This is a genomic window from Patescibacteria group bacterium (genome assembly GCA_041649475.1).
In the GTDB taxonomy this organism is placed as follows: domain Bacteria; phylum Patescibacteriota; class Patescibacteriia; order Magasanikbacterales; family GWA2-37-8; genus JBAZNA01.
This window is the reverse complement of the sequence record JBAZNA010000001.1, coordinates 124,653-147,873: the sequence shown is the minus strand read 5'-3', so window position 1 is coordinate 147,873 and position 23,221 is coordinate 124,653. Positions and strand designations below refer to the sequence as shown.

26 protein-coding genes and 1 tRNA gene are annotated in these 23,221 nt (G+C 58.6%); 4 read left to right on the top strand and 23 right to left on the bottom strand.

What is annotated here, in order from left to right:
• Nucleotides 1-41 precede the first annotated feature (41 nt).
• Both WC526_00795 and WC526_00790 read right to left on the bottom strand, forming a co-directional pair.
• Nucleotides 42-512, bottom strand: coding sequence for a hypothetical protein (locus WC526_00795; GenBank protein MFA5061667.1), 471 nt, complete (start codon nt 510-512; stop codon nt 42-44).
• Between the two features lie 83 nt (nt 513-595).
• Nucleotides 596-1,588, bottom strand: a complete 993-nt coding sequence (locus WC526_00790) for a tyrosine-type recombinase/integrase (GenBank protein ID MFA5061666.1) — start codon at nt 1,586-1,588, stop codon at nt 596-598.
• Between the two features lie 187 nt (nt 1,589-1,775).
• Here WC526_00790 and WC526_00785 point away from each other — a divergent pair, with 187 nt between their 5' ends.
• A complete protein-coding gene (locus WC526_00785) occupies nt 1,776-4,166 on the top strand; it encodes an SIR2 family protein (protein MFA5061665.1) in 2,391 nt (796 codons plus the stop codon).
• A gap of 232 nt (nt 4,167-4,398) precedes the next feature.
• Here WC526_00785 and WC526_00780 read toward each other — a convergent pair whose 3' ends face one another.
• Nucleotides 4,399-4,536: a hypothetical protein gene (locus tag WC526_00780; protein MFA5061664.1), complete on the bottom strand. Its 138-nt coding sequence runs from the start codon at nt 4,534-4,536 to the stop codon at nt 4,399-4,401.
• Between the two features lie 141 nt (nt 4,537-4,677).
• On the opposite strand from WC526_00780, the gene WC526_00775 reads away from it, so the two are divergent.
• A complete protein-coding gene (locus WC526_00775; protein MFA5061663.1) occupies nt 4,678-5,166 on the top strand; it encodes a hypothetical protein in 489 nt (162 codons plus the stop codon).
• 1,019 nt (nt 5,167-6,185) lie between these two features.
• On the opposite strand, the gene WC526_00770 is transcribed toward WC526_00775, so the two are convergent.
• The 7 genes from WC526_00770 to WC526_00740 form a co-directional block, all read right to left on the bottom strand.
• Nucleotides 6,186-6,842, bottom strand: coding sequence for a hypothetical protein (locus tag WC526_00770; protein MFA5061662.1), 657 nt, complete (start codon nt 6,840-6,842; stop codon nt 6,186-6,188).
• A gap of 50 nt (nt 6,843-6,892) precedes the next feature.
• Complete coding sequence (locus WC526_00765; GenBank protein ID MFA5061661.1) at nt 6,893-7,090, bottom strand: hypothetical protein; 198 nt, start codon at nt 7,088-7,090, stop codon at nt 6,893-6,895.
• An 83-nt stretch (nt 7,091-7,173) separates the two neighbouring features.
• Nucleotides 7,174-8,265 carry a toprim domain-containing protein gene (locus WC526_00760; protein ID MFA5061660.1) on the bottom strand — a complete coding sequence of 364 codons (1,092 nt, stop codon included), beginning with the start codon at nt 8,263-8,265 and terminating at the stop codon, nt 7,174-7,176.
• 63 nt (nt 8,266-8,328) lie between these two features.
• The gene (locus WC526_00755) at nt 8,329-8,544 is read right to left on the bottom strand and encodes a hypothetical protein (protein MFA5061659.1); all 216 of its coding nucleotides are present in this window, start codon (nt 8,542-8,544) and stop codon (nt 8,329-8,331) included.
• Between the two features lie 375 nt (nt 8,545-8,919).
• Nucleotides 8,920-9,939 (bottom strand): sigma 54-interacting transcriptional regulator, encoded by a 1,020-nt coding sequence (locus WC526_00750; GenBank protein ID MFA5061658.1) that lies wholly within the window; start codon nt 9,937-9,939, stop codon nt 8,920-8,922.
• Between the two features lie 305 nt (nt 9,940-10,244).
• Nucleotides 10,245-10,583, bottom strand: a complete 339-nt coding sequence (locus WC526_00745) for a hypothetical protein (protein MFA5061657.1) — start codon at nt 10,581-10,583, stop codon at nt 10,245-10,247.
• A 27-nt stretch (nt 10,584-10,610) separates the two neighbouring features.
• A complete protein-coding gene (locus tag WC526_00740; protein MFA5061656.1) occupies nt 10,611-11,936 on the bottom strand; it encodes a DUF87 domain-containing protein in 1,326 nt (441 codons plus the stop codon).
• A gap of 122 nt (nt 11,937-12,058) precedes the next feature.
• Between WC526_00740 and WC526_00735 the strand changes: the two genes are divergently transcribed.
• Entirely contained in the window at nt 12,059-12,940 is an 882-nt protein-coding gene (locus WC526_00735; protein MFA5061655.1) for a hypothetical protein, read from the top strand.
• 13 nt (nt 12,941-12,953) lie between these two features.
• Here the strand turns inward: WC526_00735 and WC526_00730 are convergent, their stop codons facing one another.
• From WC526_00730 to WC526_00690, 9 genes are all read right to left on the bottom strand, one after another.
• Entirely contained in the window at nt 12,954-13,892 is a 939-nt protein-coding gene (locus WC526_00730; GenBank protein ID MFA5061654.1) for a replication-relaxation family protein, read from the bottom strand.
• 1,059 nt (nt 13,893-14,951) lie between these two features.
• Entirely contained in the window at nt 14,952-15,185 is a 234-nt protein-coding gene (locus WC526_00725) for a hypothetical protein (GenBank protein MFA5061653.1), read from the bottom strand.
• 21 nt (nt 15,186-15,206) lie between these two features.
• A complete protein-coding gene (locus tag WC526_00720) occupies nt 15,207-15,722 on the bottom strand; it encodes a hypothetical protein (GenBank protein MFA5061652.1) in 516 nt (171 codons plus the stop codon).
• Entirely contained in the window at nt 15,712-16,083 is a 372-nt protein-coding gene (locus WC526_00715; protein MFA5061651.1) for a helix-turn-helix transcriptional regulator, read from the bottom strand. The genes WC526_00720 and WC526_00715 overlap by 11 nt, the downstream gene beginning before the upstream one ends.
• Nucleotides 16,084-16,458: 375 nt before the next feature.
• A complete protein-coding gene (locus WC526_00710) occupies nt 16,459-16,908 on the bottom strand; it encodes a hypothetical protein (protein ID MFA5061650.1) in 450 nt (149 codons plus the stop codon).
• An 11-nt stretch (nt 16,909-16,919) separates the two neighbouring features.
• The gene (locus WC526_00705) at nt 16,920-17,243 is read right to left on the bottom strand and encodes a hypothetical protein (GenBank protein MFA5061649.1); all 324 of its coding nucleotides are present in this window, start codon (nt 17,241-17,243) and stop codon (nt 16,920-16,922) included.
• Between the two features lie 376 nt (nt 17,244-17,619).
• On the bottom strand, nt 17,620-18,033 hold the full coding sequence (locus WC526_00700; protein ID MFA5061648.1) for a hypothetical protein: 414 nt from the start codon (nt 18,031-18,033) through the stop codon (nt 17,620-17,622).
• 699 nt (nt 18,034-18,732) lie between these two features.
• Nucleotides 18,733-19,086 (bottom strand): hypothetical protein, encoded by a 354-nt coding sequence (locus WC526_00695; protein ID MFA5061647.1) that lies wholly within the window; start codon nt 19,084-19,086, stop codon nt 18,733-18,735.
• A 113-nt stretch (nt 19,087-19,199) separates the two neighbouring features.
• Nucleotides 19,200-19,272 (bottom strand) — tRNA-Ala (locus WC526_00690).
• Between the two features lie 126 nt (nt 19,273-19,398).
• Here WC526_00690 and WC526_00685 point away from each other — a divergent pair.
• Nucleotides 19,399-19,836, top strand: a complete 438-nt coding sequence (locus WC526_00685) for an MgtC/SapB family protein (protein ID MFA5061646.1) — start codon at nt 19,399-19,401, stop codon at nt 19,834-19,836.
• Between the two features lie 2 nt (nt 19,837-19,838).
• Here WC526_00685 and WC526_00680 read toward each other — a convergent pair whose 3' ends face one another.
• The 4 genes from WC526_00680 to WC526_00665 are packed head-to-tail and all read right to left on the bottom strand — an operon-like array spanning nt 19,839 to nt 23,147.
• Nucleotides 19,839-20,990, bottom strand: a complete 1,152-nt coding sequence (locus WC526_00680; GenBank protein MFA5061645.1) for an NADP-dependent malic enzyme — start codon at nt 20,988-20,990, stop codon at nt 19,839-19,841.
• A 5-nt stretch (nt 20,991-20,995) separates the two neighbouring features.
• Nucleotides 20,996-21,187, bottom strand: coding sequence for a DUF167 domain-containing protein (locus tag WC526_00675; protein ID MFA5061644.1), 192 nt, complete (start codon nt 21,185-21,187; stop codon nt 20,996-20,998).
• Nucleotides 21,177-22,370, bottom strand: a complete 1,194-nt coding sequence (locus tag WC526_00670; protein MFA5061643.1) for an O-antigen ligase family protein — start codon at nt 22,368-22,370, stop codon at nt 21,177-21,179. The genes WC526_00675 and WC526_00670 overlap by 11 nt, the downstream gene beginning before the upstream one ends.
• An 18-nt stretch (nt 22,371-22,388) precedes the next feature.
• Nucleotides 22,389-23,147 carry an SPFH domain-containing protein gene (locus WC526_00665; protein ID MFA5061642.1) on the bottom strand — a complete coding sequence of 253 codons (759 nt, stop codon included), beginning with the start codon at nt 23,145-23,147 and terminating at the stop codon, nt 22,389-22,391.
• Nucleotides 23,148-23,221: the final 74 nt, after the last annotated feature.

The following is a 23,221-nucleotide window of genomic DNA, read 5'->3' as shown; positions in this document are numbered from 1 at the left end:
TAACTATTGCGGACAATTCCAATTACACGCGGTCGGCCGATCTAGGATTTGGCTGACTTGCGTCGCTTCTTGGCGTTGCCGACCTTCTTGGTCGCGGCACGCTTGGCGGCTGGCTTGGTGCCATTGGCTGCTGCGCCTTCGCCAGAGCCGGCTTGCTCACCGCCAGTCCGACCGGAAGCCTTGGCGGCCTTCTTGGCGGCTTTGTCCGCGGCCACGATCTTGGCCTTCTCTTCGGCTGGGAGTTCCCAGTGGTCCGCGCAGAAGAAGTTGAAGCGCGGGCCCTTGCTGGGCTTGCCGCAGTCGGGAACCCTGCAAGGCTTGGCCTTGCGCGGGCCCTTGCGTCCCCTGGTTCCCTTGGTCGCGATGGGCGGAGTCTCCTCGAGAAGAACCTCGAGCTTGCCCCTCATCTCATCACGAGCGCGAGTCTGCATCAACTGCGCGATGCGCTCGACGAAGTCTTCAACGATTGGTCGAAGCTCGGCCTTGAAATCACCTTTTCGTGGACGCGCCATTCTCGTCAGGCCTCCTAGTGGATTGCTGCGATGCTATCGGAAGCCATGGTGCCTGTCCATCGATATCCTATCCGCTCGTCTTGCTACTGCTCGTTGAATCCGACGTCGGGTGTGCTGGTGGAACGACGAGACGGCCTGCGAGTTCGGTCACGAAGTCGCTTCGTGACCTCCTTCCCGAGGGAATCAACCGCGTTTCGCCTGGCAACGTCGCGGACATGGACATAGCGACGGGTCGTCGATACTGACGCGTGGCCGAGGATTTCCTGAACAACGGATAGCGGGGTACCCAACTCGGACATTCCGGTGGCCCCAGAGTGGCGGACCAGGTGGGGGCCGACCGAACGAGAGATCCCCGCTTGCTGGGCGCAGTTTGTGACCATCTCCTCGATGGCGCGGATTGAGAGGCGGGTGCCTCTGGTGGAGAGAAACAGGGCGAGCTCGGGCTCGCCGTTTTTTTTGTTGGCCGCCAGATGAGTGCGATCGTTGAGATAGCGCTCAAGGGCGGCCGATACCAGGTCGCTGAAGGGAAGCGACAGCCACTTGCTTCCCTTAGTCCTGATGTTTGAAAACCATCGATTGTCAAAGTCCAGGTGGTCGAGGTTGAGCGAGCAGACCTCACGCACGCGGAGCGAGGAGTGAAACAGGACGTGGATGATGACCGCGTTCCGCGAACGCACAGGTTTGGCTGATAGCTGCTCCGCTGCTTCGACCAGGGCAAGGTACTCGTCCAGGGACAGAGGGGTCGGCTCTCGAAGATTGGTCTTGAGCCGGTCGATACGCATGGCCGGATTCACGTTGATGACCTCCGTCTTGAACAGATACTCGTAGAACGAGCGAAGCGAAGCGAGGGCCAGATTCCAGGTGGTCCGCGACGGCTCATTACCGTCGCCGGCTGACTGCCGCAGGAACTTGACCAGGTCGGCCTTGACCACCTTCTCAAGAACCAGGTCCGCGTTCTCCGCGTCAATATAGGCGGCGAACTTGGTGAGGGTCGAGAGATAGCGCTTGATGGTCATCGGACTACGGCCGCGCTCGACGCGCAGATAGCCCTCAAAGGACCGAGCCAGTTCATTCATATCCTGGGGAGGAATTGGAATCACGGCTCCGAGCTTACGCGCTCGCTTGCCCGTGTCAATCACATAATAGCATGTAATTGGAATTACACGCGCATCCTGCCTGGCCAAGCCGGCATCCGGCCAACTTCCTCACGCAGCTGACGTGGCTCCTTGACCATGATAGGCTGCCTCTGTAAGGGGGTGCTTCATGAGCCAAGTACCCGATCCCGTCCGCATCTTGGCCGACTACCTGAGGCAAGGCAGGCTGATGTTCTTCCTCGGTGCTGGCGTCGGCATCGACGCGGGCCTTCCGAGCGCGGCTCAACTTGCTCGCCTAATCGCGAAGAGATTCGAGCTTCCCCCTACGGACGACCTCGGGATGGTCGCTGAGCGGTTCCTCGGCACGGGACGCATGAGGGTGGAACTTGACGCGTTCGTTCAGAACACACTGAAGGAGAGCCAGAAGGCCGCGAGTCGCCAGCCCTATGAGCTATTCCGTGACTTGGAGAGAATCGACAACATCGTCACGACCAACTATGACACGCTCCTAGAGACGGTACACGACTCGACGCACCTAGAAGTGGTGACCTGCGATCAGGATATTCCTCAGGCTGACCAGCGACCGACTAGTCGCAAGCTCTACAAAATATATGGGTGCATCAACCGGGCGGGCCCCTATTGTCTTACCGACTCTGACATCGAGGAGAGATGCGTCAAGTACCTGCAACTCGTACTGCCGAGAATCGTCACGCTCTGCGTAGGCGGTCCCCTCGTGTTCGTTGGCTTCCGTGGCCGCGATGCCAACTGCATACGGTGGTTTCTCTCCCTGAAAGCCTCTGGTCAGAAACCGCTGCTCTTCGTCGTCAATCCTCATCCTCATCTCGAGGATGTAGGACGATTTCGCGAGCTCGCCGAAGTAGTACCAGTACCCATGAATGCGAGTGAGTTCTTCCGCGCGCTGCGAAGTCACACGCAGGCACTTCAAACAAACGAGCCCGTAGTGGGGCGCGCCTTGGCCCGTCATGAGAAGGAGACCCTGCCCGAGGCGACCAATCCGTTCTTGTTTTGGAAAACAGACCAGATTCCAGATGACTCCCTAGTTGTGAGTTTGTTCATTAACCACCCGACCGTGACCGGCACGGTCACGTCGCCGGGCAACACAATCCTGCTCGGAGGGCGAGGCACCGGGAAATCCATGCTTCTCCGAGCCCTCACAACGCGGGGGCACCTCGAAACGATGGCGGACCCGTCCGCACTTGCTACCCTGGCCGTCTACGTGAAGCTCGGACGCGATATCCGGATGGCTACTCAACGACTGACCGAAGAGAACCCCGGCCAATGGCGGCTCTTCTATCAGCATTACCTGAACCTAGTCGTAGCAGAGAGCATCATGGAGTGCCTGTGCGCGGTGTGCAATCGTTTCCCGACATTGCTCGCCGGAGCCCGAACACTGCGCGATATTTGCGTCCTGCTCCGCTTGACCGACGATGCGGCTGAGGTTCCTCTCCAACACCTACCGTTCGAGATCCGCAAGGCCCGTTCTCTGATTGACCGCTCTAGGATTGATGCGTCTGCTTGTACTGGGGCCACCACCGTTTCTGACCTGGTATCTCTTCTCACCGCACAGGTTCCACCGCTTGCACGCCAACGCCTCGTCCTGATGATCGACGACTTCGAGGGCTCCGATGAGCAGTTCGATCCCATCGCTTCTTGGATCTCCGCAAGGAGGTTCGACGTCAAGGTTGCGTGCGCATACTCCGCGTTGTCGGGAGCCGCTCTCGGAACCCTGCAGCCCAATGAAGACTATCGAATTGCGGACCTTGACCATGAGCTGCTCTTCGGGGGCGCAAGCCAACGATATCCCCATTACGTTGAGGACATCGCCAACCGACGCCTCTCCAATTTCGGCTCTGCGCTTGCGTCGATAAGGGAGCTTCTGCCTGCGTTTGAGACTCCCCCGGAGAGCGGGTACGCAGGCTTCAACGAAATCGTCCGGCTTTCATCTGGTCACATTTCGAAGTTCCTCGAGCTGTGCAAAGACATCGTCACCGACGCACAAGGAAGCGTCAACGTCGAGCCCAAGCGCCTGTCGTCTCCCATTGACGTTCGTATTCAGAGTCGCGTCATCAGCGACCATTCGCACGTCTTCTCGTCTGAGACTCGCAGGGGAGGCGCCGCCGGCCATCGCATAGGAATCTTGCTCGATAGTCTGGCGGAGTACAGCAAGCGCCGCGCCGAGAAGACATCTCAAAGGACGCTCCGCTTCGTCGTCACCGACCCGGGAAATCTCGACGTGGCGACTCGGGAACTGCTTGAAGGTTGCTTGACGCTGGGAGTACTACAGCGTGCCAATCTCCGGCAGTCCCTATCGCCAGCGCAGCTGACTCCGATGAGCGCGTACCGGCTGCATCGCCTGCTGTGCCCTCGGTACCATTTGAGCTTGGAGGACCATCATCAGAGAGAACTACAGGCCAAGCACTTGAAGCTGGCTGTTGAGAACCCGCAGGGGTTCCTCGCGGCACTCTTGCCCTCGGACGCGCTTCAAATGCAGCTGCCTCTCGCTGGCGAGTCTGAGGTCCCCAATGACGAACGCATCTAGAGTCTTGGTGCATGCGTACAGCTTCGAGGAGCGGTGTGCGCCTGCACTTGAGTACGGCCTGTCGAACTTCAGACCCGACCTCGTCTTGTCGATTCGCTATGATCAGACAGCCGAGGAGCTGGTACCGGCACTGATAGCGAATGTCAATCGATGCGATTTCATGGTCGCTGACGCGGGCGTGCGGCATGAGGTAATACGCAGTGACATCTCGTCACAGATCCAGATTGTCAGGTCAGTCGCGGCCTGTGCTGGAGACGCGAAGGAGATAGTCCTTGATATTTCCTGTCTGACCAAGCTCCACATACTGCGATTGCTGCATCAGCTGTACGGCCGCATCAGCCATGTCGTCTATGTTGGCGGCTCCAGACATACGGCACATGCTCAGGGCGAGTCCGGTACTGGTCACCGTCAATGTGTTGCTGTGCTTGGATTCGAGGGTCTTTGCAGCCCTCAGTCCCCCCTGCTCGCCGTCATACTTGCGGGCTACGAGGGGGATCGCGGACTGTCAACCATGCTCGAACTCGACCCTGCAATAGCGGTTGCCGCCATAGGCGTCCCCTGGACGCAACCGGAAGTAGCGATGACCTACGTGACGACTGCGCTGGAAGTCAATCGTCCACTGCTTGCACATCACAACGTGTTTGCCGAACTTGTGCCCAGCCTTTCACCACGCGACTTCTCATCACGCTTGCGCGATATCATCGCTCAGCATCGCGAACGTGTTCTTCGACTGTGGCGAGTTCAACCACGAATCGTGGTGGTACCAATCTGCACCAAGATCCAATGTCTTGGGTTGTACTTCTACTGGTCCAAGCACCCGGCGGTGCGTATTCTCTATCCCGTACCAAGCGCGTACAGGCGCGTGTCGTATGGGTATTCTGCTCCAATCGTGACCTCGCTTCGCGAGTTCGGGAAGGGATTAGTGCTGCGCGAGGTTGTGGAGAAGGCGTTCGCGGCCGAGAGGCAACCTGTCCCCCCCTCTGAAGGTAGATGCCAATAGGCAATTAGAAAAGGAGACCCCACGATTGCGGGGTCTCGGTAGCCTACGTCCACTCCTTGAACGCGCCACACACGAGAGGAAATGCAATCGTGTGGGTGTCGTCACTCGAGTCGTCCTGGACGGCCCTGAGTAGCGGGCCATCTCGTCCGCTGGACAGTTGGATCCGTCTTCCATCACGGAGGATGGTCCCTGTCCGAATCCAAAAGGGAAGCAATGATAGCGGCTCCCCGAACGTCAGGGCGTACGAATGAAGGAGGGCCAGCATGATGGATAGAGTCGCTCGACGTAGGAGGAGCGCCGCGGGCAGTCCAAGATGAGAGATCTTCGCAGCAACCACGGCGGCTTCCTGAGTCAGTCGCAGGGAGACGGCGTCAACGAACCATCGTGGAATGAACATTGCCAGCGAGTCGGGCGTGTGCTCCGGGCGGAGAAGCTCGCCCAAGGCTAGATCCGAGGATCCGAATTGGTCACCATGCCACATTGAGGCAATGTCCTCCGCGCGAAGGAAGCCTGGGCTTATTCTCCAGACTACTGGCCCGGAGTAGCAGAATCCACCTGCGAGGCAGCGCACCCGCACGAGCAGACCGACGAACGCTTCCGAGGTTGTCACGAGCGCGTCGGGAAGGGGCCGCGCAACGGGGGGCCGGGCATATTGGTGCTGCTTCGTGCGGTGCTCGTCACGGTCAGGCACACGCGCGACATCTGGGTTGGGTATGTTTGCGGTCTGCGCGGATGCATGGTCTGACTCTTTGGAAAAACGAGAATGGCCTCCTATGGCACTCCTTTCCTTCATTAGTACCTCGTTTGGGTTGCGCTCTGACCATGATTGGTCAGTAGGAAGTCCGTACCCTCTTGGACTTCTCACACCTCCTTCTTAGAAGCCCACGAGGGACATTCGTCCCTTATTAGCATTCTACCAGAAATCCCGCTCTCCAATCAAGTCACGGCCAAGTTCGGCGGACCTGGAGATGCTGATGCAGCATTGAAAAGGAGCCTCCCTGGTGGTTGGCTCCTTGAGACTAGCCGACGTAAAACGGCTTTCCGCAGCTCTCGCAGCGAATTACCGTATTCTCGAGTGTGGCTTTGCTCACGCGAATGATGAACCCGCAGGCGCACACGGCCTTCAGGTTGCGTGAGCGTGGCCTGTTGTCGTTGTCGTTACTGTCGTCGCCCTCCTCTCCGCCCTTTGGCGTCGGTCCTGTGCCGAACGGCGTCATCCGCCGTCTGTGCACAAGGACCTGGGTGAGCGACTCGATCTCCTCCTTGTAGATGGCCGCCGTCTCCGGCGGCATCTTGGTGAGCGCGTAGCCGTAGTGCCTGACCTGCGTGACCTCGAGTCCGAGGCGCAGGGCCGCATCACGGAAGCGCTGGTTGTGGTACTGGGAGGCTGAGCAGTCCTTGATGCCCAGCTCGAAGTTCATGGCGTGCGCTGCTTCGTGAAGCAGGGTTTCCACGATCTCCTCGACCGGACGGTTCAGGTGCTCGGCCACCACGGCCACTTCGTGAAGGTGCGATCCTCCTTTCTTCTTGGCGCTCCACCGCAGGGCGGCGAAGTAGCCAAGTGCGTTGACGGTCTCCCTGGCCGCAGGTGCGGCCAGGAGGACCACTCCCGGAACTCTCGGGTGCAGCTCGCGGATCTTGGACCAGATGCGCGCGAGCGCGTCGATGAGCAGCACGGATGTGCGCTCATCCTGGTTCCCAGACGTCTTCCCTGCCATCGGCCGGACTACTGCTCGGAGTCCGCGTCCTTGTTGTTGTCGGACGGACGCCGGATCTGGAGCTTGCCGGCCAGGGGCACGGCATCGAGGTAGACGTTGATGCTGTCGTCCTTGTTGACGAAGGCCGTGCCGACGCGCAGCCAGATGGTCTTCTTCTCCTCGCGCTCGACGAGCGCGTACACGTTCAGCCTCTCGCTCTTGCTCATGTGCTTGTCCTTCCTATCGGTGATGGGATTGGTGTTACCGGACGGATGGGCGGGGAACGTGGTGCGGATGGATGCGTGGTCGATCAGGTCTTGGGTGTCTCACCTCCCTTCGGCTGGCGCAGGGTGAAGCTCACCTCGGCCAGGTCCAGGCCAGTCATGCCGTTGACCAGCCAGCGCAGTCCTTTCGGCGGCAGATCCTCGGGCTCCAGGTTCTCGGGCAGGTGCACGAGGCGGACCGGGACGTTGAGGTCCTCGAGCCGCTTCCTGGCTGCCTGGGCTCCGTTTCTTCCGGTTTCGTTGCCGTCGAAGATGATGATCACCTCCTTGACGTCAGCGAGGAGCCGAGCCTGGGCCTCGGACAGGTCGCAGCCCATGGCCGCGACCGTGTTCGGGAGCCCGGCCTCATGGAGCTTCAGGACCGAGAAGAAGCCCTCGACAAGGACGATGCCGGTGTCGGAGCCGTGCTCGTTCGCCCGATGCAGGTTATGGAGGACGAGGTCCTTGCGGAAGCCCTTGGGGAACTTGTACTTGCCGTACTCCTTGATGTCGACGGGCTTGAGCCGTCTGCCGGCGTAGGCCACCAGATGGCCATCGTCGTCGTGGATCGGGATGGCGATCGTGCCCCGCATGATGCCGCGGCTGCAGTAGCCGACCCCAAAGAGCTGGGTGGTTTCGAGCTTGAGCTTGCGAAATTCGATCAAGTGCGGGTGGTCGGACTTGAGGTCCAACGTCATGCTCAGGGGCGGGTTCTCCTGGGAAGGAAGTTCGTCGGTGGGCTTGGTGGTGGGTGTGGCGGGCGGTGATGCAGGTACGGGCGAGGGCGGAGCCGGCGGCATCGTTGTGCCACTCGGTGGCGGTTCGGTGCTGGTCCTGTCCGGCCCGTTGCCGAGGAAGAACGCCTGGATCTTGAGGGCCGCATCGCGGACCGTGATGTTCTCCATGGCCGCGACGAAGTCGAGCTGGTTGCCGCCCTTGCGGCACTTGGTGAAGCAGTACCAGACGTTCTTGTCCAGGTCGGCGCGAAACGCCGTGGGCGAATCGCCGCCGTGGACCGGACAGGGTCCGGTGAGCTTGTTGCCGACACGCTTCAGGGTGTCGATCTTGTAGAGGCGGAAGATCACGTCCTCGAGTGAAACCCGAGCGCGGATCTCCGCGAAGTTGACCCATTCACTCATAGGTCGTGGTTCTCCTTTCCGACGAGCCCAGGCTTGACCACCTGGCTCATCACATCGCCGACGTCACCTGGCGATGACGAGGCGGATGGCGCGGCGGCGCCGAGGGCGCCTCGGCCTGCGGTAGCTGGCCGGATCCCGGATGGGCTCCAGATCCCAGCTGCCGCGGGTGACGCTCGGGTGCTTGCGCACCCAGTCGTAGGCTTCCTCGTCGTTGTCGAACGGGCCGACGATGTCGCAGGTCAGGCCGAAGAGGCGGACGATGATCACGCAGAGTCCCATGGTCTACTCCTGGTCGAGGTTGCGGTTGATGGGTTCCGAGTCGGTGAGGTGCGCGTGGGAGCGGATGCTTATCTCGAGCTTGCTGACGCGGCCAGCGAGGGTTGGGGGGGGAAGCTGGAGCGCCTGGGCTGCGGGGCGTGAGAGCGAGACGATCATCAGGGGGTGATGATCAGGCGGACGGTGCGACGACGCCGACGTTTCCTCGGCCAGCTGTAGCTGGCGGGGTCCTCAATCGGCTGCACGTTGCACAGGCCGCGGGGAATGGTCGGATGCATGCGCCGCCATTCATGGGCCTCCTGGTCGTTCTGGAAGGGCCCCACAACATCGACGGTACCGTCGAGAAACTGGACGACAATCACACATGGTGTCATGGGTCTACTCCTGGTTGGGGTTGTGGCCGGTGAGCGGGATGTCGGCGCCTCGTGCGAGAGCGCTCGCCCTGATCTCGAGCTTGCTAGCGCGCCCGGCGAGGGTCGAGCGAGGCAGCTGGAGTGCCCGGGCTGCGGCTCGGATAGAGCCGTAGTGCCGGACGGCCCAGGCCAGAATCTCCCGCTCAATCCGGAGCCAGCTCCTGTTCTCGAGCCAAGCCTCCGGAACACCCGAGTCGCAGAGGCGGAAACTGGAGCCTCCGGTCTCGAAGTGCTGCGGCGAAAGGACGTTCTCGCCGAGCGCGACCGCGCGCTCGACCGCCAGCTTGAGCTGACGAACATTGCCGGGCCAGGGCTGGCTCGTGAGCCAGGGCCAGACCAGGGGCGATACCTCCGGTGGCCTCCTGTCTCCCACGGCCTGGCGCAGGAAGCGAAGAGCCAGGGGCTCGATGTCTGCGGGCCGTTGAGCAAGCGGCGGAATCTGGAGCACGACGCCAGCGAGCCGTTGCACGAGGTCGTCGCGAAACCGGCCGAGGTCAACGAGGTAGGAGAGGTTCCGGCTGGTGGCCGCGATGATGCGAACGTCAATCGTGACGAGCGCCGTGGCGCCGAGCCGACGGATGGTGCCCTCTTCGAGAGCGCGCAGGAGCTTCGCCTGCAGATGCAGGCCGAGCTCGGCGATCTCGTCGAGGAACAACGAGCCGTGGTCGGCTTGCTCGAACAAGCCCGGGACGGCGCTCGAGGCGCCGGTGAAAGCGCCGCGCACGTGGCCGAAGAGCTCACTCTCGGCCAGACCGGAAGGAACCGCCGCGCAGTTGAGGGCCACGAGCGGCCCACTGCGGCCGCTGGCCTCGTGGACGGCGTGGGCGAGCACTTCCTTGCCGGTGCCAGTCTCACCGAGGATGAGGACCGGCAGAGTCGAAGGTGCGATCCTGTCGATGAGGGAGAGCAGCCGGCGCATGGGCTGGCTGACCGCGACGATGTTGTCGCGCCAGTGCCTGGGCCGGCTGCAGTGCAGAGCTTCCATGGGTACACCTCCCTTCCCCGACTTCCTCGCCGGGGTGCGTGCGTGAAAGAGCGATCGGCAGCACCCCCCGATGGGGTACCGTCCCCTCTGAGCACCGGTCCTCGGCTGATCCCGAGGCGACCGATGCGCGCAGGCCCGTGACCAGACGGGGCAAGCGCCACGACCGGCATTGGCTAGCGGCCGAGTCAGAGGGGACGGCCCGTCAGAGACGGGCGGTGTCGGTGTGTGAACACCGAAAGAGGGCTCTTCAGGAGGAGCGACGAGATGAAGCGATGCGACTACGAGAGCAAGAGCGGTGTCGTGGTCTACGTGAGGCGGAAGAGTGCGCAGAGGTTGTAGCCGGCCTCCACCTCGTCAGTCTGGCCGACATCGAATTGCAGACCGCGCGTGTCGAGAGAGACGTGGTGGACCCCGTGCAGGCCCGATGCCACTTGTGCAACGCGGGTGGCCGGTCCGAAGGGCCAACCACCACCCTTCCCGCTCCTTCCGTACTCCGCCTGCAACGTGTCCTGTAGCGCCTGTGGGAGGCGCTTGAGGATCTGGTACGCGGTGAGGTATGCGCGAGTGGTTCCCTTTCCCGTGGACGCGTTCGCGAGCACCTCTCTGATGGCGGCAGAGATTTCGTCTGCGTCTACCTTGGCCATGGCTTCCTCCCAAACGGCGTGACCGCACTATACGGCAGCGCCCGCGATGCCGCAGCTGGCAGAGATTGCCGCCTCGACCTGCTCCCGCGGCGAGCAAAACCGCGCACGCGACTGCTCCCTGATCCTGATGTTCGTGTCGTCGGCATCTGCCGGTCGAACGATCGCCGGCAAGGTGCAGGCAGAGAACGGCTTCAGACTCTCGCCGCGCGCGAGCATCTTCACGGCCACATGGTAGCGCTCGAGGGCCTGCAGGTCGCGAGCCGTGAAGGCCGGCGCGAACTCTGGCTCAAGCATCAGTGCATCGTGCCCGCCGAGGCGAAAAATGATCGAGGTGCCGATGTTCCCGAGAACCGCGTCGCGGATGGCAGGAGTCAGTTGGGCCAGATACTGGTGTGCCAGCGTCAGGCCCAAGCCGAATTTTCTGGACTCGGACAGCATGGTGGCCAACGAGTCGGTGACGAAGTGCTGGAACTCGTCGACATAGACCATGAACGGCGGTCCTCCTCGTGGCTTCTCCATCGCCGCGAGCTGAACGGCTGACAGAAGCAGTCCGCCGAGCAAGTGACTGGCATCTTCCCCTATCCGTCCGGTGGCCAGGTTGGCGAGCAGGATGCCCCGATCGCTCATGAGTTCGACGAGGTCCAGACGCGAACGCTCCTGGCTGACAATGTTGCGCACCACCGGGTGGGCTACGAAGGCGCCGAGCTTGTTGAGGGCCGGCGCCACGGCTTCGCTCTGCAGGGCCTTGGTGTAGCCCGGGTACTCCTTGGTCCAGAACTGAGAGACAACCGGATCACAGATCGACGAGGTGACCTTCTCCCGCAGCCCCTCATCGGTCAGGAACCGGTAGAGGAACAGAAGCGTGGCCCTCGGATCAGGCGCGACCGCGAGGATCGCGTTGCGCAGAATGTGCTCGAGCCGCGGGCCCCAGGAGTCGGCCCAGTACTTGCGAAAGACCGAGACGAGCTGGGATGCCAGGAGAGCAGTGTCCGGGTGAGGCTGTCTTCCCCGACGGAAGATGTTGAACGACAGCGGAAACTCCCTGTCCTCCGGAGCGAACAACAGGACCTGGTTGGTCCTGCTCCGAGGGACAAGAGGGAGCACGCTGTCGACCAGATCGCCGTGCGGGTCGAGGAGAGCGAGGCCGGTGCCGGCCGCCAGATCCTGGGCCACGAGATTGGCGAGGAGCGTGGACTTGCCCGAGCCGGTCTTGCCGAGGAGCCAGAGGTGGCGGAGCCGATCATCGGGAAGGAGCCCAAACCGGAGATGCTTGCCCCTCCAGGTCGTCTCCCCGAGGATGAGTAGCTTCTCCGAGGCCGGCTGCGGGGGCGTGAGGATGTAGGCTGGTGGCATAGGGGGATGAAGGGATAGTGAGTGAGATCCTCCTCGTCGTTGACATAGCTGGCCACTCTGCGTACCGTCCGGCTGCCACGTCACGGGTCGGGGTTCGTCAGGATTGGACAAGGAGGCTGGGGATGAGCCTGCTGGTTGAGCAGAAGCGCAAGCTGTGGGTTATCCGACGGCCCGAGGACCAGCGTCCAAGCGCCGAGGCTCACGATTGGGCACCACGCCAAGCTGCCCCCAAGGGTGTCGACGAAGCCATCGTGATCCAGTACGGCGTCGCAGGTGAGGGCAACCCTTGTGCCTCGGCCCTTGCCCCCATTGAGCCTGCGCCCGAAGCGAAGGAACCGCCATCCAGCAAGGATAGCTCCAGTGCGGGTCGACACGGCGAGTCACCGGACGTCTATCGGTACGACTGGAATCTCGCCCTCGCGTCACCCCATGGGTCGTCCTTCGACTGGATGAAGACCTTGGCGAAGAGTCCTGCTATCAAGGCCCAGCTCATCTTCGACTTCCCCTCCGACAAGAATGGCACAGAACCTTCTCGCACGGTCTTTACTGAAGTTGCGGCAGGCCTGATCGCCCTACACCCTTCCCGCAATTCGGCGTCCGTCTGGGACTGCATGCTGGCAGCCCTGAAGGAGGGCTCCAAAGGCCTTGGCTCGTCGCGAACTGAGTCGATCATCAAGGGCGCGGTCGCGCTTGGCGTGCCGGTAATCAACAGTCTCATCCCATCACCCGGCAACTGGTGGATCTACCGCTTCTTGGATGCCGAATCGGGCTCCCTGGCCGTGGAGTGGAACATCACCAAGACGGTGCTGGATGAGTACGGGCCCGCGCTGCACGGCGTGCTGGTTGTCTCCTTCCACGGCCCAGCGGCGACCGGGGCCAAGTTGCGATTCCGTCCGGCCATACGGTTCGACACTCAGCAGAATGACCCCATCGCAGCCACTCGGCCGGATGACTGCGACGCGACGATCAAGATCAACGTGGCGGAGACGGCACCGGCTGCGTGAGTGGATTACCGGCTCACGCTGGCGGTTTGTCGCGGCCCTGCTCAAGCGACACTAGTTCGCCCTCGATCGTTCTCCACATCGGCGAGAGGGTCGTGCCGGCCGTGAAGTTGGTGGCTCCGCGGCCGTCGCTGTCCTTGTGCTCGTAGGCCCCGAACCAGAACAACCTGCGGCCGTGAGCGAGTTCTTGAGCCAGGGCGTTGAGGTTCTGGGCCCTGGTCTCCGTGCTGGTCGCAACCAGCACCGCGCGAACTCGCTCGTGGCCGAAGGCCTGGCGAAAGAACCCCTGCCTGAGCAGCTCGGTGTAGCGCTTGAGCTTGACGAGCAGCCGTCGGTTGCCGCCCTTGATGTCGGATCGGATGACCTCGAGATAGAACGCCAGGCGCTCGCCAGTGGCTGGAAGTCGGAGAACGACTGCGGCGTCAGGGATGATGAAGCCGGTGTCCCTGCCGGTTCGCTGTCGCCAGTTCCAGACCTTGCGCCAGAGCGACGTCTCGGCCTCGATGCACTCGACCTGAACGTCAGCGCGGCCGCGGCACGCGGCCTGGACGCTGACCAGGAAGTCGGTGGCGACCAGATTGTGCTCGAGGAGCGCGGGCGCGCTCCCGGCTGGCCGCAGCTTCGCGAGCTGCTCGCTCTCCTTCCTCGACTCCTCATCAAGAGCCGCGGCGCCGGCCGGCGCCAGGCTGTAGATGGGCTGACTCGCCCTCTTGGGCGGCTTGTGCACGCCGTCGAGGACGAACGGGATGAAGTGCCGGTCGAGCATCTGGTGCTCCCAGAGCTTGCGGAGACGGACCTGGAGCACCCGGAGGCAGACATTCGGGCACAGAACCTGATGGAGATGGTCGCTGCACATGAATCGGTGTTTGAACACCGACACCAGGATTGCCCGGTCGCGGGGCTGGAGAACCAGACCGGTGGCCTGATCCGGACGGATGAAGCGTGATGGACGCATGGTGGATGGAGTTAGGTGATGGAGGGACAGGGGGTCGACGGCCGGCTCGAAGCCGCACGCTCGCGAGAGGCGAGCTCAGTGCCTGGGCCGTGGGCCGCTGCACCAGACGTAGAAGAGGTAGATGCAGATGATGTAGACGTACGTCAGCACGATCTGTTTCTCTCCTTGGGACGTTGGCATAGTGGTTGTTGGTTCCTGGCGTCGGTCGTTCGACCGTTCGCCGTTGGGTCCTCGATGGAGGTGACGGACCCGGTCCCGACGCAGTCGGGAATCGGTGTCCGGCGCCTCCTCGGGGTAACCCGCTGCGCGATTGTCGTGGGGCCGCGGAGCGCGGAGCGCGCAGCGGCACCCGACGTTTTTCTGGCTCATGGAAGGGTGGCGCGTTCTCCCTCGGATGAACCGCCGGGACCCACCTTGATGCCAGAAAAACGTCGGGGGCTCCGCCCCCGACAATCGTCGCTTTCCTAGCCCGTAGGTTAGCGGTTGTTGACCCGTTGGCTCGTCGTGCGCCTCCTCGTCCGTTACGGCGAGGAAGTTGCACACGAGGCCAGGGCCCGTCGAGGTACGGGACGAATCGGGTGACTTGTAGCGAGGGCCACAGACGTCCGCTCCGCGTATCGGAGATGATCGATCCGGGGGCGGCGATGTGCGGTGAGGTCAGGGATGCCCGAGAGTCTGCTGTTCTTGCGCTGCCTCGAGGAGCTGCGATGCTTTCTCCCCGAGGAGCAGGCAAGACAGCTGCTGCTCCAGGCGCTACGGGAGGTCAGCGCTGGGCCGGAGGACGCGACGCGAGATCAGGTCCTCGTTGCGGTCGACCTGATTCTGCCACGGATGCTTCCCGGAACCTGCGGTGAGCCGCAAGCTGAAGCAATCGTGGCTGCGCTGAGACAGGTTGTCGAAGAGCTCGAGCGCAATGCCGCCGTTCCCGTAGCCGTGGAGGACGACCGGAGCACGCCGGTCGCACGATTGGCACTGAAGCTGAAGCGATGCAAGCCGGGAGCCTCGGGAGTCTCAAGCTGAGAACGACCAGCGGATGGCGTGGAGGACGGCCAGCTCCTCCTACTCGTCGAGATCCTTGAGCAGCCTGTACTGGAACTGAAACCGCCGGGCGGGGTGGTGCCGGCGCTCGATGTCGTAGTGGTAGGAGTGGACCAGCCTGAACTTGGCCACGCCGAAGGCATGGCCTACTCGGCGAACCAACTCCCTGGTGGAGTGCCAGTCGTGATCTCCGAGGACTCGAAGGAGCCTCTCGATTTTGGTGACTCGGGTTGAGTCGTTGTTGAAGACGTGCATAGGTCGATGACTTACGGTGAATTACGCCACCGGTCGGCCGGTAGGCCGCCGGTGGTTGCCGCCCCGGGCCTGCTGCTGGGCAGCGAGGCCGAGGGCGACGGCGAGAAGGACGACGGTTCGCCACCTCTCGCTTTCGGCGATGTGACCCGTGGACGGGATCACGGTCACGTATCGCCGGAGATGCGGATGTTGTCGAAGCAGGTGGTGGTAGAGGTCGTGGTGATTCGGGCGATGCTCCGCAGGGAGGAGAACCTCCTTGGCGGTCGCGATGGTGATGGTCTGGATCGGGACCGCACAGATGGTCTTCCTCAGCTCGTCAGCGAGCAGCGCGTTGTCGGCAACGATGAGGCGCGGACGGGATGTGTTGGCGTCGCGCAGCACGAACGCCACAGCTCTCGCGAGATTTCTCCGGAGCCCCCTGATGCAGTGCTTGAGCACGAAGGGGCGTTCGCCCTCGGTGAGCTCGACCACCGCCAGGGTACGAAAGCGGTAGCAGGCGACGAGAACCCGTCTGGCAGGGCGGGGATTACGCGCCATACCCGCGACTCGGCAGGTCCAGGGCGCGTTGTCGCGCTCCCTGCTCGACGAACGGCCGACGGCGCTCGATCTCGGCCCTGAGCCTGTTCACGACGGTCTCGTTGATGAGGGACTCGAGGGGAACCCTCAAGGCGAGGGCGAGAGAAAGCAGGAAGCTGATCGGCTCGGGGAGCATGCGACAGCTTTCGTACATCCTCAGCTGGCGCGGAGAAACATCGGCCAGGTCGGCCAGCTCACGTTGGGACAAGCCTCCCTCTCCGTACCATTGACGCAGTCTGCGTATGTGAAAACCCAGGGGGCTCGTATCGATTTCATCGGAGTTCTCCTGGTCGTGGCTTCTTGTTGCAAATATGTTTGTCATGGTAGCCACTCTTGACAGTAATCTGATTATCTGTAAGAGTGTCTATGTCACCTCCCTTCTTTGTTTAGATTGGACCCTGTGCTGGGGAACCTCCTACTCATAGATGCGGGGGTGGCATGAAAACAACCCGTCTCGTTTCACACCAATCCTCCACATCCGGGTATCATAATACAGCTTACCTTGAAGTGAGCGGAGTGGCACAGTAGTACAAACGGCGGTACTCCGTCGTTGGCTGTGGATAAGTGAATTCGAAATGGAAGCGACAAGCATAACAAGAAGCCTCACCCGCATTCGCAGAGAGGCTTCTTGTTACTGTGGCCAGAGGACGATGACGTGCAGGGTACGGTACCGCAGTGGGACGCCGTCACTGCTTCGTCAATCGATAAGTACCCTCCCGCGTTTCATCTCATCGGTCAGCGGTGGCTGAGACAGTCGGTCAACGATAGACCAGTCGAACCTGTAGTTCCTCATCTGATTGTTGATCATCCAGCTAATGCGGTGGAGTATGATTGGTTTCAAGGGAAGCGGCCCGCGTCCCAGGAAGGGAGTCCTGAATTCCGGGTGGATCCCTCTGGTGATAGCCCACTTGCCGCCCAGGTGCTTGACCAGCTGCTCGAATGTTGGCCGAAGCACCTCAACCAGCTCAGGCTTGAACCAGTCGAACCGGTAGGTCGGCCATTTGTCCAGGGCTGCCTTGACCGCCGGTGGACGGCAACGAGTTCCTGCGTCAACGCCGGCATGATCAAAGTCCAGGAGCGTGTAGAGAAACCACAAGATCCTGGGGGTCAGTTCAGACGGTTTCTCGAATCTAGGATCGTCAACCATATTGCATGAGCTTAGCCGGAGGACAAGGCAGAGGGCAGCTCGCTGTTCTTTTCCTTGCCATGGGGTAGGCGCAAGCCGTTCCTGATGCTCCTCCTGTCCGCGGCGAGCACACGCTCAACGAGACCTTCCTGAAGATGAAGGTAGCGTGCTAGTTCCCTGTTGCTCTTGAAACCCAAAACCTCCTTCAGAAGACCAAATACCCGGCCAACCTGGACCGGATCGAGTTCATACGTTCGACCGGACTCAATGTCTGGTACCTGGGTCACGTGCGAAGGGTCTAGATAGAGCATGCCGTACTGTGCTCGGGAGGCGACCTTGTACTTGGTTGATTCCATACCGGTGCATTGTTAAGTTAATAAGCAAGTGCCCTTATTGTACCACAGCCGACCGATACCAGCAAGGGGTGATGGTCTCGCACAGGATTGCCGATTTCACTACTTACGCCGACCAGGAACATGGCGTATCGTGATGAGTCTATGATTCATGACACACGCTCACCACGACCATCTCAATCTGCGGAAGCCCTTGGCGGCATATCAAACGAGGCCGCGAACCAGCTACTCGGTTTTCTCACTGCGATTCGTACAATCCTCTACGAGCTGCTCGCGCGAGGATTCGTGATGCGCGATGGGCAGCTTGTTCCCCCAGCCGACTGTGGCGATGGTATTACGTAAGACAACTAATCACAATCATATGTATCAAGATGAATACCTACTCTACGCACGACGAAGTACTGCCGACGTTGATAATCAACAGAACACCATCGAGTATCAACTCCAACGAGGGCGCGAGCACGCCCGGGTCAATGGCCTCCGGATCGCTGACTTCACTGAGGTGGGCTTCTGCGAACACGGCGCCATCATTGAGAAGCATACCGCGTACAAGACGAAACGGCCGCGGATTCTCGCTGACGGCACAGTCAAACGGAAGATCGACCGCCCGAAGTTCCGGCGACTGGCCGTACTGCTCGACCAGGGCAAGTTCAAGGGAGTGATCTCGTTGTGCTTGGATCGGTTGAGCCGGAACAAGCAGGACGAGGGTGTCATTGACTCGCTCACCGAGGGCGGACGTGATGTCCGCTACGTGCTGGCGAACTATGATGAGTCGAGCTCTGGCCGGCTGCACAAGTCGATCGACGGCGTGTTCGCCAAGCACTACTCGGACAAGGTCAGCGAGAACATCCGGGCTGCGAACTCCAAGCTGCGACTGGAGGGCAAGTGCACGACCCGGGCGCCCATGGGCTACCTGGACCACGGTCCAAGCAACAAGCCCGTTGATCGTTCCCAGGCTGACATTGTCGCGGGGGCCTTTGAGCGCTGCGCGACGGGTCAGTGGAGCTACGCTCAGCTCGCTCAGTGGGCCGCACCTCTTGGCCTGACGAGCAAGCCGCGGTGTCGGAACCGGACCCCGCAGGAAGTGGCTGCGGGCGTTGAGATCGGACAGGTGGGTGAGCCGGTAACCAGGCCGGTGACGGAGAAGACGATGGAGGCCATTCTCCACAACCCGTTCTACGCGGGTTTCATCCGACACGGGGACGAGTTGGCTCCGGGCATCCATGAAGCCATCATCTCGCCCGAGCTGTTCTTCAAGGTCCAGGAGGTGCTGCGGCAGCGAACGCAGGGCGTGCACTACGTGAACAAGCAGTTCTACCTCTACCGAGGGTTCCTGCGATGCGGGTGCGGAAGGGCATACTCCCCCTACACGAAGAAGGGGCACGTGTACTACACGGTCCCCTGCCTGGGTCACTGCGGGAACCAGAGCCGAACGCTCGCGGAGTTCAGGATCGACAAGCTGGTGAAGGATGTGCTCAGCCAGGCCCAGCTATCACCGGAGGAGGAGCGGCTTCTCACCGAGCGTGCGCCGCGGTTCTTCGCCCAACGCAGGACCAAGCAGGTGGATGAAGAGAAGGCTCTGGAGAGCCGGCGCCGCGTGATCAATCGCGACCTGACCTACCTCACGGACAATAAGATCGCCCTTCTCAGGGACGGCGTCTACAGCGGCGTCGAGTTCATGGCAGAGCTGCATCGGCTCGAAGCGGAGCTGGAGGACCTCAACGCTTCGCAGCGGCGCAAGGAGGAGGTTGGGGACGAGGACAAACTGGCAACGGTGATTTCCCTTTCCGAACTCGTTCGTTTGGCTAGCTCTTGCTACGAGTACGCTTCCAAGCGGCAGAAGCACGGTATCTTGACAACGGCGCTTTCCGAACTGGTGATTGAAGATGGGAACATAGCTGAGATTAGGGCAAAGGAGGGCTTCGACATCCTTCTCAAGAGGGGGGATGCCGAGAATCGTGGACCGATGGGGACTCGAACCCCAGACCCTCGCGTTGCAAACGCGATGCTCTACCAACTGAGCTATCGGCCCGTCATCCCCAAAAAATCGCTTTTAAAACAAAAATACAATACCAGTAATTAACATAAAAGTCAACAAGTGGTATAATGAATAAAAGGTAAATTTAAACTAAATTTTCGCTCCAGTAAAAATAAAAATATGTACACAGAAGAACTCGCCCTCCTTATCCCTATAGTTTACGCGATTATTTTAGGCGGCCTCATCGGTTGGCAAAGAGAAAAACAAGGCAAGTGGGCCGGTCCGCGCACGCACGCCCTGGTCGCGGGCGGATCCGCTTTGTTTACGCTTCTGTCAGTGACCGCTTTTGGCCCAAACAACGCCCCGGTAGCCGCTGGCATTGTTACCGGTATCGGCTTTTTGGGCGCGGGCACAATTTTACGCAAAGAAGATCGTGTGGAAGGACTGACCACAGCTGCCGGATTATGGATGGCCGCGGCAATTGGCATGGCCTCTGGTTTACAATTTTATATACTCTCAATAGCCACAAGCGTTTTAGTTCTGCTTCTGCTGATGTTTGATGACAGTAAGTTCAAAAAATCCGTTCCGGAAAAAATCAAAAACAAAAAGATCCGCTAAATTTATTTAATCGCCCGTGCCACTGCTTTGACAATTTCCTTGTCAAACGGATTTGGCACAATTTGATCGGTCGTGGGCCTCTTAACGCAGCCGGCCAAATTCTCGGCCGCTTGAATCAACATTTCATCGGTAATTTTGGCTACGCCATTATCAAGCGCACCCCGAAATATTCCCGGAAAAGCCAAAACATTATTAATTTGGTTGGGAAAATCAGATCGGCCGCTGGCAACAATAAACGCACCGCCCGCTTTGGCCTCGTCAGGCATAATTTCCGGCACCGGATTGGCCATGGCAAAAATTACCGGCTTGCTGGCCATAGTTTGCACCATTTCCTTGGTCAAAACCCCGGGCGCGCTGACGCCGATAAAAACATCTGCGTTCTTCACCACATCTTTTAAAGAATTATCCCCGATCATTTGGGCGCCGGAGAGTTTTGCTAATTCAATTTTCGCTGAATTTAAATCGCCTCGGCTTTCATACACCAAACCTTTTGTGTCGCAAACAAAAATATTTTTAAAACCATACTTCATCAGCATTTTGGCCACAGCAGTGCCAGCCGCGCCAGCTCCATTTATCACAATTTTAACCGCCTTGGTCGGCTGGCCGTCATCCTGGCGCAACTTTAATGCATTAATCAGCGCCGCCAAAACCACGGTGGCTGTTCCCCTCTGATCGTCGTGGATCACCGGAATATCCAACTCATCTATTAATCGTCTTTCAACCTCAAAACATCTCGGCGCGGAAATATCTTCCAAATTTATCCCGCCAAACCCGGGCGCGATATTTTTCACCGCTTTTATAATCTCCTCGGTGTCCTGCGTATCCAAACAAATCGGATAAGCATCAACCCCGCCAAATTCCTTAAACAGCACTGCTTTTCCTTCCATCACCGGCATAGCCGCGTATGGCCCCAGATTTCCCAATCCCAAAATTGCTGACCCGTCAGATACCACCGCCACTGAATTTCTCTTTATTGTATATTCCCTGGCCAATTTTTTGTCTTTGCCAACTTCCCGGCTAACCTCGGCCACACCCGGAGTGTAGGCCAATGATAAATCCTGACGGTTATTCAACCGAACTTTACTTTTTATTTCCAATTTTCCGTGAAATTTTTTATGCAAATCCAATGAGTCGCTGTAAATTTTGTCTGCCATACAATTTAAATTATTTCAATTATTTTTTGTTTTGATGTATATCCTTTTACTACCCTTACCCGGCTTTGCGCCACCTGAAAATACTCTGCCAACACTTTGGCAATGCCTTTGTTGGCCAAACCATTCTGTGGCGGTTCTTTTACATGGACAACAAAATGCGTATCATCAATTTTTTCCACCTTTTCCTCATACGCCATGGGTTTGGCTTTGACGTAAACTCTCATATACCAACAAAATTGTAAAAATTAAAACCCAGAAAAGCATGGCCAGATCGTTTTTAAAATACGGTACATCAACCAAACCGTGAATAACGAGCGTTGCCAACACACACACCAGCCCCGCGCCGATTATTTTATCATATTTTCTGATTTTTTGCGCTAAGTAAAATCCATAGCCCAAAATCCCCATAAAAGCCAACATACCAACCAATCCGATCTCTGTCCAAAAATTTAAAAATATATTATGTGGATAAATTAACCGCTCCATCACCTTGTCGTTATAATACGGTTTTTGAATTTTCCTGAAAAATTGCCGGATGCCGGTGCCAAAAATAAAATTCTTGGGAGATTGTGTTAAGAAAGTCGTGGAATATCTCCACAAAGTCACCCGGTTCTGGGTGGATTTGTCCAAGTTGATCGGATGGATAACCAAAACGCCCAGCGCGCCGACCACCGCCACCGCCGCAATAGCCACCGCAATTTTTTTATAACCCACCAGAAATAAAAACACCACCAAACTCACTGCCGCTGCCACCCACGCGCCGCGGGATTTTGTGAAGACCAAAGCCACTGCTGAAAAAACCGCAATCAAGAAAAAAGAAAACCGAAATTTTTTATATAACAAGCTTACCATCAAAATCAAAACCGGCGCCAGATACAACCCCACCGCATTGGGCGAGCTAAAAAAAGCCGTAGCGCGCCTAGTAGCCAGAGCCGTCCACTCCGGCGTGGCAATGCCCCAGCCCGTAAACTCTTGCACAATACAATAAATACTGATGCTTAAAGTAGACAAACCCAAACCCCACATCAAATCCTTAAACTTAATCTCATTTTTGTGTGCCACTAAAATTAAAAATAAAATTATCGGCTCCAAAAAATACGCCCGCCACTGACCCAGCGACGGAATCGGCATATCACTGATAAAAATGCTGGAAATTGAAGCAATAAAAAATAAACCGATACAGACAAATAAAAATTTATGCGCCTTAATCACGCTGACTAAAATCGGCCAATCCTTCCGGCTATACTGTATCAGCCAAATCAAAAAAATCAGACCAAAAACCGCCTCCAACACTGTGGTTGGCAGAGGTCCAATTTTAAAGCGCAATAAATAGCTTGGTAGTAAGACAATAAAAGCAATTACTGCCCAGCGAAATAGCATAATTTAAAATACAAATTTCTATTCAGGCGACTTCTCCGATACTTTTTTCGCTACCGCATCAAAAGCGCGCAAGATCTCCACCGGAATGGCAAAAATTATAGTGTTTGATTCATCCGAACTTACATCATTTATGGTGTTTAATGTTCGTAAATGCAAACCCCCGGGTGTTTCAGCCAACATCTTGGCGGCCTTGGACAAATTCTCGGCCGCGATCACCTCTCCGGCCGCTTTGATAACCACAGCCCGGCGTTCGCGCTCGGCTTCGGCCTGTTTGGCAATGGTTCTTTGCATGTTTTCCGGCAGTAAAATATCTTTCAACTCTACACTGTTTACCTGAATGCCCCATAATTCAGAAGAGGCATCAACAATTTCTTTAATTCTTTTAGCCGCGGCTTCGCGATTGGCCAATAATTCATCCAATTCCAATTCACCCACCACATTTCTCATCGTGGTTTGCGCCAATTGATTTACGGCGTAATAAAAATTTTCAACTTCCAAAACCGCTTTGGCCACATCCACCACCTTGTAATAAATAACCGCGTTTATCTTTAAAGACACGTTGTCTTTTGTAATTGCTTCCTGCAAGGGCACATCAACCGCTTTAACGCGGATGTCCACCTTGGCCATACTTTGAAAAATCGGGGCTATCAATCTCCAGCCCGGATCAACCATTTTTACGTATTTTCCCAATTGAAACTTAACCCCTCTTTGATACTGATTTACCTGACGAATGCTGATTAAAATCAGCACAACCACTGCGGCAAGAACGTAGTACATATAGACAAGATTAAGAATAAACCCGATATTTACACACTAACACTATTCCCCCTTAAGTTCAAGCCGGCGCTTCC

Coding starts and splice junctions, on each gene's coding strand:
- WC526_00795 (MFA5061667.1), bottom strand. CDS start 512: ATGGCGCGTCCACGAAAAGGTGATTTCAAGGCCGAGCTTCGACCAATC.
- WC526_00790 (MFA5061666.1), bottom strand. CDS start 1,588: ATGAATGAACTGGCTCGGTCCTTTGAGGGCTATCTGCGCGTCGAGCGC.
- WC526_00785 (MFA5061665.1), top strand. CDS start 1,776: ATGAGCCAAGTACCCGATCCCGTCCGCATCTTGGCCGACTACCTGAGG.
- WC526_00780 (MFA5061664.1), bottom strand. CDS start 4,536: ATGTCTGGAGCCGCCAACATAGACGACATGGCTGATGCGGCCGTACAG.
- WC526_00775 (MFA5061663.1), top strand. CDS start 4,678: ATGCTCGAACTCGACCCTGCAATAGCGGTTGCCGCCATAGGCGTCCCC.
- WC526_00765 (MFA5061661.1), bottom strand. CDS start 7,090: ATGAGCAAGAGCGAGAGGCTGAACGTGTACGCGCTCGTCGAGCGCGAG.
- WC526_00760 (MFA5061660.1), bottom strand. CDS start 8,265: ATGAGTGAATGGGTCAACTTCGCGGAGATCCGCGCTCGGGTTTCACTC.
- WC526_00755 (MFA5061659.1), bottom strand. CDS start 8,544: ATGGGACTCTGCGTGATCATCGTCCGCCTCTTCGGCCTGACCTGCGAC.
- WC526_00750 (MFA5061658.1), bottom strand. CDS start 9,939: ATGGAAGCTCTGCACTGCAGCCGGCCCAGGCACTGGCGCGACAACATC.
- WC526_00745 (MFA5061657.1), bottom strand. CDS start 10,583: ATGGCCAAGGTAGACGCAGACGAAATCTCTGCCGCCATCAGAGAGGTG.
- WC526_00740 (MFA5061656.1), bottom strand. CDS start 11,936: ATGCCACCAGCCTACATCCTCACGCCCCCGCAGCCGGCCTCGGAGAAG.
- WC526_00735 (MFA5061655.1), top strand. CDS start 12,059: ATGAGCCTGCTGGTTGAGCAGAAGCGCAAGCTGTGGGTTATCCGACGG.
- WC526_00730 (MFA5061654.1), bottom strand. CDS start 13,892: ATGCGTCCATCACGCTTCATCCGTCCGGATCAGGCCACCGGTCTGGTT.
- WC526_00725 (MFA5061653.1), bottom strand. CDS start 15,185: ATGCACGTCTTCAACAACGACTCAACCCGAGTCACCAAAATCGAGAGG.
- WC526_00720 (MFA5061652.1), bottom strand. CDS start 15,722: ATGGCGCGTAATCCCCGCCCTGCCAGACGGGTTCTCGTCGCCTGCTAC.
- WC526_00715 (MFA5061651.1), bottom strand. CDS start 16,083: ATGACAAACATATTTGCAACAAGAAGCCACGACCAGGAGAACTCCGAT.
- WC526_00710 (MFA5061650.1), bottom strand. CDS start 16,908: ATGGTTGACGATCCTAGATTCGAGAAACCGTCTGAACTGACCCCCAGG.
- WC526_00705 (MFA5061649.1), bottom strand. CDS start 17,243: ATGGAATCAACCAAGTACAAGGTCGCCTCCCGAGCACAGTACGGCATG.
- WC526_00685 (MFA5061646.1), top strand. CDS start 19,399: ATGTACACAGAAGAACTCGCCCTCCTTATCCCTATAGTTTACGCGATT.
- WC526_00680 (MFA5061645.1), bottom strand. CDS start 20,990: ATGGCAGACAAAATTTACAGCGACTCATTGGATTTGCATAAAAAATTT.
- WC526_00675 (MFA5061644.1), bottom strand. CDS start 21,187: ATGGCGTATGAGGAAAAGGTGGAAAAAATTGATGATACGCATTTTGTT.
- WC526_00670 (MFA5061643.1), bottom strand. CDS start 22,370: ATGCTATTTCGCTGGGCAGTAATTGCTTTTATTGTCTTACTACCAAGC.
- WC526_00665 (MFA5061642.1), bottom strand. CDS start 23,147: ATGTACTACGTTCTTGCCGCAGTGGTTGTGCTGATTTTAATCAGCATT.